16 protein-coding genes are annotated in these 13,249 nt (G+C 64.2%); 4 read left to right on the top strand and 12 right to left on the bottom strand.

Going from position 1 to position 13,249, the window contains the following annotated elements; translation table 11 throughout:
• The first annotated feature begins 7 nt into the window (after positions 1 to 7).
• Positions 8 to 757: a sulfite exporter TauE/SafE family protein gene (locus MAFF_RS09765; RefSeq protein WP_010910734.1), complete on the top strand. Its 750-nt coding sequence runs from the start codon at positions 8 to 10 to the stop codon at positions 755 to 757.
• Positions 758 to 765: 8 nt separating this feature from the next.
• Here MAFF_RS09765 and MAFF_RS09760 read toward each other — a convergent pair whose 3' ends face one another.
• The gene (locus MAFF_RS09760) at positions 766 to 1,323 is read right to left on the bottom strand and encodes a sugar O-acetyltransferase (protein ID WP_010910733.1); all 558 of its coding nucleotides are present in this window, start codon (positions 1,321 to 1,323) and stop codon (positions 766 to 768) included.
• A 122-nt stretch (positions 1,324 to 1,445) separates the two neighbouring features.
• Positions 1,446 to 1,895, bottom strand: a complete 450-nt coding sequence (locus MAFF_RS09755) for a universal stress protein (protein WP_044548193.1) — start codon at positions 1,893 to 1,895, stop codon at positions 1,446 to 1,448.
• 357 nt (positions 1,896 to 2,252) lie between these two features.
• On the opposite strand from MAFF_RS09755, the gene MAFF_RS09750 reads away from it, so the two are divergent.
• Complete coding sequence (locus tag MAFF_RS09750) at positions 2,253 to 3,197, top strand: VirK/YbjX family protein (protein ID WP_244420758.1); 945 nt, start codon at positions 2,253 to 2,255, stop codon at positions 3,195 to 3,197.
• Between the two features lie 4 nt (positions 3,198 to 3,201).
• Here the strand turns inward: MAFF_RS09750 and MAFF_RS09745 are convergent, their stop codons facing one another.
• Positions 3,202 to 4,728, bottom strand: coding sequence for an alkaline phosphatase family protein (locus tag MAFF_RS09745; protein WP_010910731.1), 1,527 nt, complete (start codon positions 4,726 to 4,728; stop codon positions 3,202 to 3,204).
• A 250-nt stretch (positions 4,729 to 4,978) separates the two neighbouring features.
• On the opposite strand from MAFF_RS09745, the gene MAFF_RS09740 reads away from it, so the two are divergent.
• Positions 4,979 to 5,560, top strand: coding sequence for a histidine phosphatase family protein (locus MAFF_RS09740; RefSeq protein WP_010910730.1), 582 nt, complete (start codon positions 4,979 to 4,981; stop codon positions 5,558 to 5,560).
• 6 nt (positions 5,561 to 5,566) lie between these two features.
• Here MAFF_RS09740 and MAFF_RS09735 read toward each other — a convergent pair whose 3' ends face one another.
• The 5 genes from MAFF_RS09735 to MAFF_RS09715 all read right to left on the bottom strand — a co-directional run bounded on the left by MAFF_RS09735 (position 5,567) and on the right by MAFF_RS09715 (position 9,244).
• Positions 5,567 to 5,968 (bottom strand): VOC family protein, encoded by a 402-nt coding sequence (locus MAFF_RS09735; protein WP_010910729.1) that lies wholly within the window; start codon positions 5,966 to 5,968, stop codon positions 5,567 to 5,569.
• Positions 5,969 to 6,065: 97 nt separating this feature from the next.
• Positions 6,066 to 7,118, bottom strand: coding sequence for a sigma-70 family RNA polymerase sigma factor (locus MAFF_RS09730; protein WP_010910728.1), 1,053 nt, complete (start codon positions 7,116 to 7,118; stop codon positions 6,066 to 6,068).
• Positions 7,119 to 7,160: 42 nt separating this feature from the next.
• Positions 7,161 to 7,907 carry an SDR family NAD(P)-dependent oxidoreductase gene (locus tag MAFF_RS09725; protein WP_010910727.1) on the bottom strand — a complete coding sequence of 249 codons (747 nt, stop codon included), beginning with the start codon at positions 7,905 to 7,907 and terminating at the stop codon, positions 7,161 to 7,163.
• Between the two features lie 203 nt (positions 7,908 to 8,110).
• Positions 8,111 to 8,713, bottom strand: coding sequence for a sulfotransferase family protein (locus MAFF_RS09720; protein WP_010910726.1), 603 nt, complete (start codon positions 8,711 to 8,713; stop codon positions 8,111 to 8,113).
• 78 nt (positions 8,714 to 8,791) lie between these two features.
• Entirely contained in the window at positions 8,792 to 9,244 is a 453-nt protein-coding gene (locus MAFF_RS09715; RefSeq protein WP_010910725.1) for a YybH family protein, read from the bottom strand.
• Between the two features lie 453 nt (positions 9,245 to 9,697).
• Here MAFF_RS09715 and MAFF_RS09710 point away from each other — a divergent pair, with 453 nt between their 5' ends.
• Positions 9,698 to 10,744: an NAD(P)H-dependent amine dehydrogenase family protein gene (locus tag MAFF_RS09710; protein ID WP_044548192.1), complete on the top strand. Its 1,047-nt coding sequence runs from the start codon at positions 9,698 to 9,700 to the stop codon at positions 10,742 to 10,744.
• 19 nt (positions 10,745 to 10,763) lie between these two features.
• On the opposite strand, the gene MAFF_RS09705 is transcribed toward MAFF_RS09710, so the two are convergent.
• The 4 genes from MAFF_RS09705 to MAFF_RS09690 all read right to left on the bottom strand — a co-directional run bounded on the left by MAFF_RS09705 (position 10,764) and on the right by MAFF_RS09690 (position 13,244).
• Complete coding sequence (locus MAFF_RS09705) at positions 10,764 to 11,516, bottom strand: pseudouridine synthase (protein ID WP_010910723.1); 753 nt, start codon at positions 11,514 to 11,516, stop codon at positions 10,764 to 10,766.
• 93 nt (positions 11,517 to 11,609) lie between these two features.
• Complete coding sequence (locus MAFF_RS09700) at positions 11,610 to 12,434, bottom strand: alpha/beta fold hydrolase (protein WP_044548190.1); 825 nt, start codon at positions 12,432 to 12,434, stop codon at positions 11,610 to 11,612.
• Positions 12,424 to 12,912 carry an SRPBCC family protein gene (locus MAFF_RS09695; protein ID WP_010910721.1) on the bottom strand — a complete coding sequence of 163 codons (489 nt, stop codon included), beginning with the start codon at positions 12,910 to 12,912 and terminating at the stop codon, positions 12,424 to 12,426. Before MAFF_RS09695 ends, MAFF_RS09700 begins: the two co-directional genes overlap by 11 nt.
• Positions 12,909 to 13,244, bottom strand: coding sequence for an ArsR/SmtB family transcription factor (locus tag MAFF_RS09690; RefSeq protein ID WP_010910720.1), 336 nt, complete (start codon positions 13,242 to 13,244; stop codon positions 12,909 to 12,911). The genes MAFF_RS09695 and MAFF_RS09690 overlap by 4 nt, the downstream gene beginning before the upstream one ends.
• Positions 13,245 to 13,249: the final 5 nt, after the last annotated feature.

Raw genomic sequence — 13,249 nt, 5'->3', positions numbered from 1 at the left:
CGTGGGCATGCTGAGCGCCGGCTCCATCGCCTGGATCGGCGCGGTCTTCCTCGCCGCCGGTTTCGTCAAGGGGGTCGCCGGCATGGGCCTGCCGACCGTGGCGATGGGCCTGCTGGCGGTGACGATGCCGCCGGCCGAGGCCGCCGCCTTGCTTCTGATCCCGTCGCTGGTCACCAATCTCTGGCAGTTGTTCACCGGCCCCGCCTTCGCCGGCCTGTGCAGGCGGCTGTGGACGATGATGGCCGGCATCATGCTGGGCGCCGTCGCGGGGGCAGGGGTGCTCACAGGCGCGCATGCGGGCGCGGCCTCTGTGGGGCTTGGGGCGGCGCTGGTGCTTTACGCCATCTTTGGCCTGTTCAAGCTCAGCTTCACCACGCCGGCGCGCCACGAGGCCTTGATGTCACCGCTGGTCGGCGTGGCGACAGGGCTGGTCACCGGCGCCACCGGCGTCTTCGTCATCCCGGCGGTGCCTTATCTGCAATCGCTGCGGCTGGAGAAGGAAGATCTCATCCAGGCGCTCGGCCTCTCCTTCACCGTCTCGACGGCGGCCCTTGCCATCGGCCTGTTCAGGACGGGCGCGCTGGCATCGCCGACGGCGCAGCTGACAGGCTCGATCCTGGCGCTGCTGCCAGCGCTGGCCGGCATGTTCATCGGCCAAGCGCTGCGGCAGGCGATGAGCGTCGAGACTTTTCGAAGGGTGTTTTTTGCGGGGTTGCTGGCGCTGGGAGTGTATCTCGCGCTGGAGGCGCTGCGGTGAGGTTGGCCTCACTCGGCAATGGACCGGATAACCCGCGCCGGGTTTCCGCCGACAAGCGTGTTCGCGGGAACGTCTTTCGTGACCACCGAGCCTGCCGCGACGACGGCGTTTTCGCCGACCGTCACGCCGCCGATCACCGTAGCGCCGGCGGCGATCCAGACGTTGCGTTCGATGACGATCGGCCTCGCGGTGGTGAAGGCGCGGCGCCGCGACGGTTCGAGCGGATGGCCTGACGTGATCAGGCTGACATTCGGCCCGATCAGCACATCGTCGGCAATGTCGAGCCCGCCAAGATCATAAAAAGTGCAGTTCTGATTGATGAAGACATTGCGCCCTACTCGGGTCCCGGCGCCGCCAGTCGCGTAGAAGGGCGGGATCAGCAGGAAGCTGCCGTCCACTTGTCTGCCGATCAGCTCGCCGAACAGGAAGCGGACTTCGTCCGCGTCGTTAAACGTCAAGCGGTTGAGACGGGCAGTGATCGCCATCGCCCGCTTGACGTCCGCCAGCATGGCCGCCGATTCCGACGTTCTCGCAGCAATTGTCCTTGTGCGGCCCTCATGCGCCATTCGTTGTTTTCCTCCGGCGCGGTCGAACGAATCTTGGCGCCTGACGTCCGCGCCGGGATGCGCCCCCGGCTGTCTACTTGAGCATGATTCCGAAAGCCGGTTCCAGCTCTCGGGGTCACACCTTAGCGAACGACCAGCACCGGGATTGCGGTATAGGACAGCACTTCGGCCGTCTGGCTGCCGAGAAGCAGCTTGCCCAGTCCGCGGCGGCCATGCGAGGCCATCACGATCAGGTCGCAGCCCTGCGCCTGCGACAGTTCCAGGATCGCTTCGGCGGGCCGTTTGTCCTCGACGTGCACAAGCTTGGCGGGCACGCCGGCTGCGTCGGACGAGGCCTTGCACTTGGCCAGAACCTCCTTGCCATATTTGCGCGCCTCTTCCTGGTAGACGGCCAGTTCGTCGCCCGCCGCATAACCGGCCATGGCGCCGCCCCAGGCAAAGATGGGGAACGGTTCCGAGACCGTGACGAAGGTGACGGCGGCGCCGATGCCTTTTGCCAATGTGAGGCCATGGGCAACGCCCTTGTCGGCCAGTTCCGATCCGTCGGTGGCGATGAGCAGATGTTTGTACATGATGATCTGACCTGTTGTGCAGGGCTGGCGCCCTTGGGGGTGGCGGGAGCCTTGGTGGCTCCTCCTGATATAGTTGCGCCGCCGGTCTGCTCACAGGGCCAGCATCATGTGGATCAGGGCCAGGCGAGGGCGCGCGCCATGGCGATCTTCCGGTGTTGGCCTTGGCTCGGTTGCGCCGCAACCGGGGTGATTGCGACGAAGAGCAGAACCTCGCGTCGAAGACATGCGCGAGCAGGTCGACCTTAATGGCTCCCTTACGAATTCGTATATCCGCGGCGAGGTGGCCGTAAGTTGCGACATCCAACATTGAGATCATCAGTTGCCTTTGACTGACACGTCCCACCGAGAATGCAGCAAATGATGATTGCCATCGGCGCTCCGCGGCCATTACGGCCAACAGGCCCAATAAAACGGTCGCCCTCCAAGTTTCGGCACAAGCTGAACAATTGGGTGCATGAAAGCAAATGGGCGGCGCTTCGGTGGATGTTCCGGCGCGATATCGCCGCCATTCGATCGGCCCTCGGTGCTGAGCCGTTCACTGCAATCCTTGCCCAATATCCCGACATTGCGCTGAAGCCGGTTCGGCCGTATCTCGCCGCCAATCTGATGCGTATCCATCGTTCGATCGCCGTCATTGGTCACTACACCGCGGCGGGGCGTCTTTTGACTGACGCCGCCTTGGTCGAGAGCCACACGCGCGGTCGTCATCTCCTGGCAATGTCGACCGTTGCCGGTGAAGTCACGGTAGAACTGACGGGCCAGGCAGGTTTGTACCGAGAGGCGGAATGGCGCCTTCTCCTGCGCCTGGAAGGACGTCCCGTCATCGAAATGGGGCTCGCGATTGTGCACCGGTCGCTTCTACAACTCGGTGGCGGTGGCGAGATTCTCTATATTGGCGCTCTGAAGTCGATGTCGACCGGTACGCAAGGTCTCGAGGATTCCCGGATACTGACCAAAGCCATGGAAGGTTTGCGACCGAAAACCCTGCTGCTCCTGGTCGCCCAGAATTTGGCATCCTCACTCAAACTGCGTGGCCTTGTCGCGGCATCAAACGCAGGCCACGTCTTTTCGAGGGACTATGCTTTGCGCCGCCGCATCACCGCGGACTATGACAGCTTTTGGGTGGAATCCGGGGGTAGGCCAATATGTCGGACGATGTATGCCTTGCCCCTGGCGAAGGTTCGACGCGATCCAGCCGACTACAAGCCGAACAAACGGGCGCAAATACGCAAGCGTCAGCGCCGCGAGGTCGAAATCGCGCATTCTGTCAGCCAATCCGTCAGGCTGTTGCTGCGGAGCTGAACGCCTAGAACGGTGCCGCCGGCAGCTCCTGGGTGCCTTCGAGCTTCACAGCCTGGAGTTCGTTCGCGTCATAGCCAAGAGCCCGCAGGATCGTGGGAGCTACCTGCGTCGTCTGCACCAGAGCTGGCACCGACCTCGGCTTGAGCGAAGGACCGCTGATGAGAAGCGCCACGTTGCGATCGTTCACATTGGCGCCACCGTGCTCGGCAATCTTCGAGCCGGATGTGTAGACCACGCCCGGATTGACCGTGGCTATGAAGTCCGGCGTACGGCTGTCGGTGGCCGGATCCTGATAAGCGAGAGCAAGGGCATTCGGCGGCTGGATCTGGGCGATGCCTTCAGCCTTGCTCGATTTCTCGAGATAATCCTGCGCGGCCGCGAGGTTTCTGACCCTGTCTTGCGGTTTGAGCCAGATCAGCGCGGCGTCGTCGGCGATGTGGAAGGCATAGCCCGGTGTCTTCGTATAGGGATCGTCGTCCAGTGGCTGGAACGACGCCGGGTCGATGGGCGACTGGCCATGCTTCGAGGCAAGTATGATCAGGGTCGAATTGGCGAGTTTGTTGTCCTTGAGTGCGGCCATCAGTTCGCCGACAGCGCCATCTACATAGGCGAGCTGCCCGGCGAGACCGTTGCCAGGCGTGCCGCTGGCATCCAGATAACCGCCCACCAGACCAGCCTCATCGCCAGGACCGGCCTTAGGAAGCTTCTGGCCCACGCTCACCGCCTGGAAATTCATGCCGAAAAGCGTGGGAACCGCGGCGGGATGCGAGCCGGTGCTGTCGAGGCCTTTGATCTCGTTGATCACCGCCTGGACCCGCGCTTCATCGAAGTCGCGCTCGGCCTTGAAGCTGCCCGTCGTCTTGACCTTGGTGCCGGGAATCAAGCTGTCCTGTTCCAATGCGTAGAGGTCGTCGACGCCTTTGCCCGAAGGTCCGTTCAGCCATTCATAGGCCGGGTGCTTGTCGGACCAGGCCGTGCGGCCGCCATGCGCTTTCACGATTTCGAAGACGTTGTTGACCCGCACGAAATCATGCGGATAGACCACCGAGCATTTGCCGTTGATCAGCGTCATCGGCAGCTTTGCCGGGTCGATCTGGCTGCGGTAATCGCCTGGCTTGCCGCCACCATCAAGGCGCGTCGAATCGACGTCGATGTTCTCGGCGAAAGCCACCTCGGCGCCCGGCTCGCCCTTGCAATCCGAGGCCGGCGCGAAATAAGTGCGGTCGTAGCTGTCGTCGTAGAATACGCCCGTCGATTTGGGTGTGCCGCCGGTGACCTGTGCCACAAGGCCAGGAAACGAGTCGGACGGGGCGCTGGCGAGCGCATTCGGATAGAAAATCCCGGTATCGGCGAGCGCGGCGAGCGAGCTTTTCGGATTTGCGGCGACATAGTTTGCCAGATCGAGCGCATGAAGCCCGTCGACGCTGATGAGCAGGACGTGCTTGTAGGGTGCGGCGATGGCGCTGGAAAGCGCGCCAGCCAATGCCGCCGTCAGCGTGCCCGCAGCCAACGTCAGAGATAGTGTTTTCATAGGAGTGTCCCTCGTCTCGCAGCCCGCGATGGATCAAGGATAGGCGAGTGGACATGACAGGTTCGTGAAACTCGTCGGCAAAGGACCTTACGGATTGGTAAGCTAGCGGTGATGCACAAGGACCGCCGCCACCCAAGCTGCGAAACGCAGGTGGCGAAGCGGCGCTTGAGTGCCGCCACGGTCGCCGGGTCTTTCGCTCCCTTGCGCCGACCGCTAAAGCTTGGCCCGACATCAACGAAAGGCCGAGCGCATGAGCAGCGTGCTACCGCAAATCCATCTGGTCCGGCATGGCGAGACGGCGTGGAGCCTTTCGGGGCAGCATACCGGCCGCACCGACATGCCGCTGACGCCGGCGGGCGAGGCCGCGGCGCGGGGCGTGGCGGAGCGGCTCAAGGGCCTGTCGTTCTCGGCGGTGTGGTCGAGCCCCTCGCAGCGCGCCTACAACACTAGCGTGCTGGCCGGCTTTGGCGCGACAAGCGTCAGAAACGACGATCTGCAGGAATGGGACTACGGCGCCTATGAGGGGCGCACCACCAAGGACATCCTGGCCGAGCGGCCAGGCTGGAACGTGTTTCGCGACGGCTGCCCGCAAGGCGAGATGGCTGCCGATGTCGGTGCCCGCGCCGACAGGATCATCAGACAGCTTCGCGAAGCCGGCGGCTCGATCCTGATCTTTTCCAGCGCGCATTTCCTGCGCGTGCTCGCCGCCCGCTGGCTCGGCCTGCCGCCGGAAGGCGGCGCGCTGTTCGTGCTCGATACGGCCAGCATCAGCGTGCTCGGCTACGAGCATGATCTCAGCGAGCCGGTCGTGCGCAAATGGAACCAGAAGTAGCGGCGGCTACTTATCGAACTTCCTGATCGCTTCCGCCGTCACCGGCGTGAAGAAATTCACCATTTTGCCGTCGGGGTCGCGGAACAGCAGCGAGCGGTTGCCCCAGGGCATGGTGGTCGGCTTCTGCACGGTCGTATCCCTGATGAAGTCCGACAACCTGATGAATTCGGCATCGACGTCGCCGACGCGGAATTCAAGGATGGCCGTGTGGTTGTCGGCGGGCCGGGCGATGTCGCCGCCGAACAGCATCAAGGTGCGCGTGCTGCCGATCGCCAGCGTGCAGGAAGGTGTCGCAAGTTCCGCGAAGTCCTCCGTGTAGACCGTCACCGGCATGCCGGTGATCTCGCCGTAGAAGCGCACGAGGCGCTGAACATCCGAGGTGATGATGCGGACAGAGACGAAATTCATTATTGGCTCCTTGATGGCTGAAGCCGCGGCCGGGCTTCCCGGCCGCTCTATAGGCCAGGCCTCCTGCCAGCTTTCTGTCAGCAGAAGTGGGCGACGGCTACGCTTGCGGTCCGGACCAGACCGGCGGCAGGCCGAACGCGGCGAACAGGCCGGGGCCGAGCGGGGCGACATAGACCGTGAGTGAGGCGATGGCGCCATAGGCCGGCTCGATGACATGCAGCGACTGGGCGCGCCATTCCGGCTCCTGATGGCGCCGTGCGTAGATCGCCACGGCGGGCTGGCCGTTGGCCCGTGTCGCCACGGCGCGATAGCCGGCGAAATTGCCCCACACGGTTTTGAAGAAACCGTGGATCGCCGGGCGACCCCGATACCAGTCGCGCCATGGCGGCATGTGGTAGGTGGCGTCCTCGCGCAGCAGCGCGATGAAGCCGTCGAGATTGGCGGCCTGCCAGGCGCTGATATAGCGTTCGAGCAGCACGCCTTCCTCCGGGTTGGGCTGCGATCGCTGCTGGGGACGACCCTGCGGATAGCGCTCGCCAAGCGTCGCGCGCGCCCGCTGCAAGGCGCTGTTGACCGAGGCGGTCGAGCCGCCCAGCAATTGCGCGGTCTCCAGCGCCGACCAGCCCAGCACGTCGCACAGCAAAAGGGATGCGCGTTGCCTGGGCGGCAGCAGCTGGATGGCGGCGACGAAGGCAAGCCGCACGGCCTCGCTTGTCTCGTAGCGCGCATCTGGGCCAGGCTCGCCATCGATGAGGTCCGGCAGCTCGGCGTCGGGGTAGGGCTCCAGCCAGGAGAGTTCGGCGGCCAGCCCGGCGGCGGCGCGCCCTTCGCTCGGCGGCCGCGCGGGCTCTTCGAGGATACGGTGCGCCGACGACCGCGCCTTGATGGCGTTGAGGCAGGCGTTGGTGGCGATCGTGTAGAGCCAGCCGCGCGGCGAGCCGCGCCCGTCGAATTGCGCGCGGCCGCGCCAGGCCTTGAGGAACGTCTCTTGGACGAGATCGTCGGCCTCGTGCAGCGAACCCATCATCCGGTAGCAGTGGAGCTTCAGGGCACGGCGATGGGTCGTCGTCAGGCGCTCGAAGGCAGGCCGATCGAGGATCGGCCCGCCTGTCGAGCCCAGCGGCTCAAGCGGGCCGGGAGCGTCTGTCATGTCGAGCCTGCCATGCGGAGTTCGCCTCGCATCCTGCGCGCCTCATGCCGCCGCGGCAAGACCGCTGCCGCTCACCGTGAAGGCGATGCCTGGCACCTTGCCGCCGGCGAGCGCCACCACGGCGCGTCCGACATCGGCGGGCGTCTGCACATCGCTCAGGCTGGCCAGGAAATCCGCCGGGCTGATGCCGAGATAGGCGGAGATGCTCGAAATGCCGCGCTGGCCGACGCCGGTGCCGGCCATGATGCGCATCGGCGCCAGCGCCATGAAGCGCAGGCCAAGGCCAAGCCGGTCGGCCTCTTTTTGGCTGTGGGCGGCAAGGAACATCTGCATTTGCTTGGCGCCGGAATAGCCGCCGGAGTTCGGCGGTCCGCCGCTGAATGCCGCGCCGCTGGAGATCAGCACCACGCGGCTGCCCGGCTTCAACCGGCCCTGCAGCGCGGCCCTGCAGAACAGGAACGACGCCTTCACGTCCGTCTCCCAATTCGCCGAAAAATCGTCCCAGCTCTGGTCCTGGATGCAGGCCGACGGAGCGAAGGCGCCGGCGCAGATCACCAGCACATCCGGCTGCAGCGCGGCGAACACCCTATCCGGTGCTACGTCCTGCGTGGCGTCGGCGGCCAGCGTCCTGACTCCAGACGCCTCCCAGGCGAGCTCCTTCAGGGCTTCGGCGCCGCGGGCGACGGCAAGCACATTTGCGCCTTCGCCGAGCGCAGCTTCCACGATCGAGCGGCCGACACCCCGGCTGCCTCCGACCACGACGACATTTTGACCTTGCAACGATCCCATGGATCACCTCGCTTTTTTCCGGCCCGGACAATTCCGGCGCCTATAGGTGAAGACAGCGCGGGTGGGTGGAAATCATCGGTACGGCGGCGAAAATCTTTCGCGGGCGCGGATCAGGCGGCTCTCATTCGTTAACATTGTGGCTAATTAAACGTGCAACGGTCGCCGTACGGAATGTCCGCTAACGCGCCCCTTGCAGACGGCAACTAGTTCTGTGCAAGAGCCGACTGAAAGTCCTTGGTGGTGTTGCGATTGGGATAGGGCTTGTCCGGCACCGGCACATCGAGATGCAGGCAGAGCGGCTTCCACCCATCTCCGAGATTGTGGACCAGCAGCCGACTAGGCGGCACTGTCGCAATGACCGCCCTTACGTTGGCCTCGTAGACGGCGATGGCATTGGCGCGATCGTGCGGCCGGCCGTCGAAGACTTGCCTGGAGATCAAGGCAAGACCCAGCGATTCCTGATCTGTGCTCTGGCTGATACCCGCGAGTATCGTTTTCTCGAAGCTTGCCCACCAGCTTTCCGGGGAGCGGTATGTCAGGATGACCCGGGCCTTCGGATAGAACTCAATCAGATCACGCCAATAGTGCGCCGAGGGCCAGTCGATGCAGGACGCGTAGCCCGCGAACAGCTGATTCCAGTCTGGTGCCGCGCCCTTCGCCAGCGCACGCCAAAGCCGCTTCTGGTCTTCATTGCCCATGACTTCGGACATGTGGTGACAGGGGCCGAAGCCAAGGATCGTCAGCGCCTCGCGCATCGAGTCCGTTCCTGTCCGGCCAAAGCCCGTACCGATCACCCTTATCGCCATTATTCCCCGCGTTCAGGCCTACAGCCAGATCAGTCGCTTGCGAGCACCATCCGCAGGCGGGGATGGCTGCATGCGGAGTCATTTCGCGGGGTCGGAGTTCCATATATCCCGGTAGAGCTTCCAGCCTCCGTCCTGACCCTTCCTCCAGACCACGACATACTTCCCGGCGGCATCCACCAGCTTCGAATCCTTGCCCGGCGCCTTGAGGGAGAAACTCCCGGACTCGAACGCAAAATCTCCGCTTTCCTGGACATCAAGCGTCGTGAGCTTGAGCTCCGATATGCCCATATCCATCGCGCCCTGCCACAGCTTCTGGATATTCTGGCGGCCGTCGACCCGCGCCATGTCCGGTGGGAATGCGGCCGCATCATCCATGTATTTCGAGGCAACCCCGGCCGCATCCTTGCTGTTGTACGCCTTCACGAAGTCGGCATTAGCGGCTTCGATGGCTTCTTTCGCAGACTGGGCCTGAGCAGATCCCATGCAGAGTGACGTGAAAACGACGGCCAGCAGACAATGCTTGAAAGTCATTTCATCCTCCCGTGTTCCGGTTTCTGGTTACCAGTTTCTCCACGGCGGCGAGCGATCGCCGGAATGGTCGCGAGCCGCATACCAATCGCGGTTCCAGTCTTTAATTTAACATTTGCTAATATACCATGCAAATACTGGCTACCGATCGTGACCGATGGACTACGTCCTGCCTCACTGCGCCTTCTCGTGACGACGGGTACAAGTTCCGTCAGGCGAAAGGTGGTTTGGGATGCTGTGCGAGAGAACGTGGCTGAATTCGACGGCTACGTCTTTCATGGCCTCACACAGAGCGGCGATAAGGTTCTCGACGCTGCTGAGCGAGGCTCCATAGTCCTATGGTACGATAGAGCCCCCTTTCGATGCGCGGTTCGTAAAAACAGCAGACGTTGACGGCATGATGCAGCATAAGGCGTGCAAGCCTTCTCGTCCGAGTTCATCCGCCAAGGCCCTTTGATGAGCGTCGTCCACGGCACCGCCGCAAAAGCCCCGGCACGTCTCAGGCCCAAGGTCATGATCTACGGCGTCGGGTACTATGGAATGGAGGCTGTGCGCATTCTCGTAAAAAAGGGCTGGCCAATCGTTGCGGCGGTGAACCGGGCAGGTCCCAAGATCGGTGAGGATTTAGGGCGGCTCGCCGGGCTGAACGAAGACTTGGGCGTCGTCGTCCAGGACTGCGAAACCGCCGACTACGCGACTTTGGATGCGGACATCGCGTTGGTTGTGCAAACCGAGAGGCTGAGCCTCAACTTTGCCGCTTATCAACGCCTTTTGGGAGCCGGCATCAATGTCATCTGCCACGGCTCAGAGTCCTATTTTCCGCAAGGCGCCGATCCCTCCTTGGCCGAAAAGATTGATGCCTTGGCCAAGCGGAACGGCGTTACATTCACCGGGACTGGCATTTGGGACTTCTCCCGCATCTGGGCGGGAATGCTGATTGCGGGGCCGTGCACCGAGCTTCGCTCGCTCACGCATCGCAGCTTGACCAACGCAGAGCTGGCGAACGAACGCATGATGCGTGCCTATGGCGTAGACATGACGCAAGCCGAGTTTTTGGAAAAAGTGACCAAGGTGCCCGGCCAATTAGGAGAGCTGTATAAAGGCGTACCGGCGCACGTGATGCATGCGCTTGGCTTTACCATCAAAAACGTAACCGAGCGGCGCGAGCCAGTACTTTCCAATCAACCGATGTGGTGTCGTATCCTCAATAGGTTTTTGGAGCCCGGCATCTCGCTCGGTCTTCGGATCATCGCGTTGGTCGAAACCGTAGAAGGGCCTACGGCAAGCGCGCACATTGAACTGCGTCTCCTTGCGGAGGGCGAGTCCGAAAACATGACGTGGGCCGTTGATGGAAGGCCATCATCCAAAATCCGGATCGACCGCGCCGATGGCGTACACACCTCAGCATCCTGCATGGTGAACCGCATTCCGGATGTAATAGCTGCTCCGCCTGGGATAAGGTTGATCTCTCAGTTTGGTCCACTGCGACCGTCGCTGACGTAAACGCCATCGGGACGCTCGCTCAGCCGCCCAGCAGCGCCAGTTCCTCCGGCGTCAAATGCCGCGCCGTGCCCTTGGCAAGGTCGCCCAGCGGCAGCCGGCCGATGGCGATGCGGATGAGGCGCTTGACCTCGATGCCGTGCGCGGCGAGCAGGCGGCGGATGTGGCGGTTGCGGCCCTCGTCGAGCACGATCTCCAGCCAGGCGGTGCGGCCGCCGCTGCGCAAAAGCACGATCGAATTGGCGGTCAGCGTCTCGCCGTCGACACTTACGCCCGCGCGCAGCGTCTCCAGCATCGCTTCGTCAGGCACCGTGCCGACCTGCACATGATAGGTCTTGGGCAGATGCGAGGCCGGGTCCATCAGTCGGTTGGCGAAATGCGTGTCGTTGGTCATCAGCAGCAGGCCTTCGCTCGCCTTGTCGAGGCGGCCGACCGGCGAGACGAAGGGCAAATCGAGCCCTTCGAGGCAGGCATAGACGGTGTCGCGCTGCTGCGGGTCGTCGCGGGTGGTGACCAGCCCGCGCGGCTTGTTGAGCATGACATAGACCTTGCGCTCGGCAATGACAGGCTCGCCGTCGACGACGATGCGGTCGCGGTTCAGGTCGACGCGCAGCGCGGCATCGCGCACCACCTTGCCGCCGACGCGCACACGCCCTTCCGCGATCAGCAGCTCGGCCTGCGTGCGCGAGCACAGGCCGAGTTTCGACAGCGCGCGGTTGAGGCTGACGCCGGGCGGCTTGCCGGGCCTGCCGGCGGGGGGTGGTCGCGATGCCATGCTCATCCGGATCGGGTGGTTGTATCAGACAGATGGCACGGGCCGCGACGGCTCCGCAAGCCGCAACACCACTGCGCCGAAGCGGCTGGTCGCTCAATCCCGCCCGTTGAAAAACGCCGTCAGCACCGGCGCATGCGCGGCTGGTTTCAGCATGTGGTTCTGGCCGGCCAGCGTCTGGTAGCGCGCATTGGGCAGCGCCTGCGCCAACGCCTTGTTGCCATGGCGCATCCAGGGCGGGCTTTTTCCGCCATCGGTCACCAGGGTCGGCACGCCGAGCGCGGTCCACCGGGCGGGGTCCAGCGGCTTGCCGAGCTGGTCGCCGGCGACGATGGCGCCGTCATAAGGCAACGTATGCGCCACTGCCTTGAGCTTGCGCCAGATCGGCGTCAGCTTCATGACCGCGATCAGCAGGCCGGGCATGCCGACCGATTTGAGGAAGGCGCTGACGGCGTCGCCGCGCCTGTCGTCGGCGATGGCTTGCCGGATCGTTGCCCAGTCGCCTTGCGTGGTCGCGCGGCTGTTGTCGACGATCAGCGGCGCTTCGTAGAGCGCGAGCCTCCTGATGCCGGGCAGGCGGACTGCCGCCATCAGCGCCAGCATGGCGCCGGAAGACATGCCCCAGACATAGGCTTCGCCGCCGGCCGCCCGCAGCACGGCCTCGATGTCATCGACCTCGCGCTCGACCGTGTAGGGCGCGGTGTCGCCGCTGTCGCCACGGCCACGGCGGTCATAGCGGAACACGGTGAAACCGCCTTCCAGCGCCTTGGCCAGCGGGCCGCTCGGACCCATGGCACGCGAGCAGAGCGCGCCGTCGACGAGGATGAGCGGATGGCCCTGGCCGCGCCGTTCGCAGGCGATCGCTGTTCCATCCCGCGACAGCACGGCTTGCGTGGTCGGCTTGGCGTTCTCAGCCAGCATGGTCGGCTCCCTTGCCTATCAACTGTTCCAGCCGGTCGAAGCTCTGCATCCAGCCGCCGCGCATGCCGAGCGCCAGCAGGCGTTCGCGGTCGGCGGCGGTCGCCAACGTCACCTCGAAATGGACATGGGTGCGCGCGCCGCTGGCCGTGAAGCTCACTGTGTGCCGGCTCCGGCCCGGCGGCTTGCCGGCCCATTCGCGGATTTCAGGATCCGGTTCGTCGCGGTAGCTCAGCCTGACGTTCTCGACGACTTCGAGGTAACTGCCCTGGTTGCGATAGAGCGCGCCGCCCGCGGTCAGCATGTCGATGCGCCAGCGGCCGCCGACGCGCACGTCGAGCACGCAAAGGGGAATGGTGCAGTCCCTGATGCCCCACCACTGCGCCACCAGAAGCGGATCGGTCCACAGCCGGAAGACGCGTTCGACCGGCGCGTTGAAGATCCGCTCGATGGCAAAGCTGCGGTCGGCGGGCGCGCTCATTCCGGCCTGTCCGCGCCGCGCCGCAACAGGTCCTCCATGCGGTCGAAGCGGCCTTCCCACAGCTTGCGGTAGTCATCGAGCCAACGGTCGATGTCGCGGAGTGGTCTGAGCTCGATGCGGCTGAGATGTTTTTGCGCCGCCCGGCTGCGGGTGACGAGGCCGGCCTGCTCCAGCACGCCGACATGTTTGGAGACCGCGCGAACGGTGAGCGCGAAGGGTTGCGCCAGCTCGGCAACCGAGGCCTCACCCTCGAGCAGCCGAGCCAGGATCGCCCGGCGCGTCGGATCGGCGAGGGCGGCGAATGTGTCGTCGAGGGAGAGCTCAGCAGTCATTATGG

The organism is Mesorhizobium japonicum MAFF 303099 (genome assembly GCF_000009625.1).
Lineage (GTDB): Bacteria > Pseudomonadota > Alphaproteobacteria > Rhizobiales > Rhizobiaceae > Mesorhizobium > Mesorhizobium japonicum.
The sequence above is the reverse complement of the archived record's forward strand: the minus strand, read 5'-3'. Positions and strand labels throughout refer to the sequence as shown.

Excerpts from the sequence above, each read along its gene's own strand:
- MAFF_RS09730 (WP_010910728.1), bottom strand. The coding sequence starts at position 7,118 with ATGACAGACGCTCCCGGCCCGCTTGAGCCGCTGGGCTCGACAGGCGGG.
- MAFF_RS09700 (WP_044548190.1), bottom strand. The coding sequence starts at position 12,434 with ATGCTGGCTGAGAACGCCAAGCCGACCACGCAAGCCGTGCTGTCGCGG.
- MAFF_RS09735 (WP_010910729.1), bottom strand. The coding sequence starts at position 5,968 with ATGAATTTCGTCTCTGTCCGCATCATCACCTCGGATGTTCAGCGCCTC.
- MAFF_RS09725 (WP_010910727.1), bottom strand. The coding sequence starts at position 7,907 with ATGGGATCGTTGCAAGGTCAAAATGTCGTCGTGGTCGGAGGCAGCCGG.
- MAFF_RS09705 (WP_010910723.1), bottom strand. The coding sequence starts at position 11,516 with ATGGCATCGCGACCACCCCCCGCCGGCAGGCCCGGCAAGCCGCCCGGC.
- MAFF_RS09715 (WP_010910725.1), bottom strand. The coding sequence starts at position 9,244 with ATGACTTTCAAGCATTGTCTGCTGGCCGTCGTTTTCACGTCACTCTGC.
- MAFF_RS09720 (WP_010910726.1), bottom strand. The coding sequence starts at position 8,713 with ATGGCGATAAGGGTGATCGGTACGGGCTTTGGCCGGACAGGAACGGAC.
- MAFF_RS09760 (WP_010910733.1), bottom strand. The coding sequence starts at position 1,323 with ATGGCGCATGAGGGCCGCACAAGGACAATTGCTGCGAGAACGTCGGAA.
- MAFF_RS09695 (WP_010910721.1), bottom strand. The coding sequence starts at position 12,912 with ATGAGCGCGCCCGCCGACCGCAGCTTTGCCATCGAGCGGATCTTCAAC.
- MAFF_RS09750 (WP_244420758.1), top strand. The coding sequence starts at position 2,253 with ATGATGATTGCCATCGGCGCTCCGCGGCCATTACGGCCAACAGGCCCA.
- MAFF_RS09745 (WP_010910731.1), bottom strand. The coding sequence starts at position 4,728 with ATGAAAACACTATCTCTGACGTTGGCTGCGGGCACGCTGACGGCGGCA.
- MAFF_RS09690 (WP_010910720.1), bottom strand. The coding sequence starts at position 13,244 with ATGACTGCTGAGCTCTCCCTCGACGACACATTCGCCGCCCTCGCCGAT.
- MAFF_RS09765 (WP_010910734.1), top strand. The coding sequence starts at position 8 with ATGCTGAGCGCCGGCTCCATCGCCTGGATCGGCGCGGTCTTCCTCGCC.
- MAFF_RS09710 (WP_044548192.1), top strand. The coding sequence starts at position 9,698 with ATGAGCGTCGTCCACGGCACCGCCGCAAAAGCCCCGGCACGTCTCAGG.
- MAFF_RS09755 (WP_044548193.1), bottom strand. The coding sequence starts at position 1,895 with ATGTACAAACATCTGCTCATCGCCACCGACGGATCGGAACTGGCCGAC.
- MAFF_RS09740 (WP_010910730.1), top strand. The coding sequence starts at position 4,979 with ATGAGCAGCGTGCTACCGCAAATCCATCTGGTCCGGCATGGCGAGACG.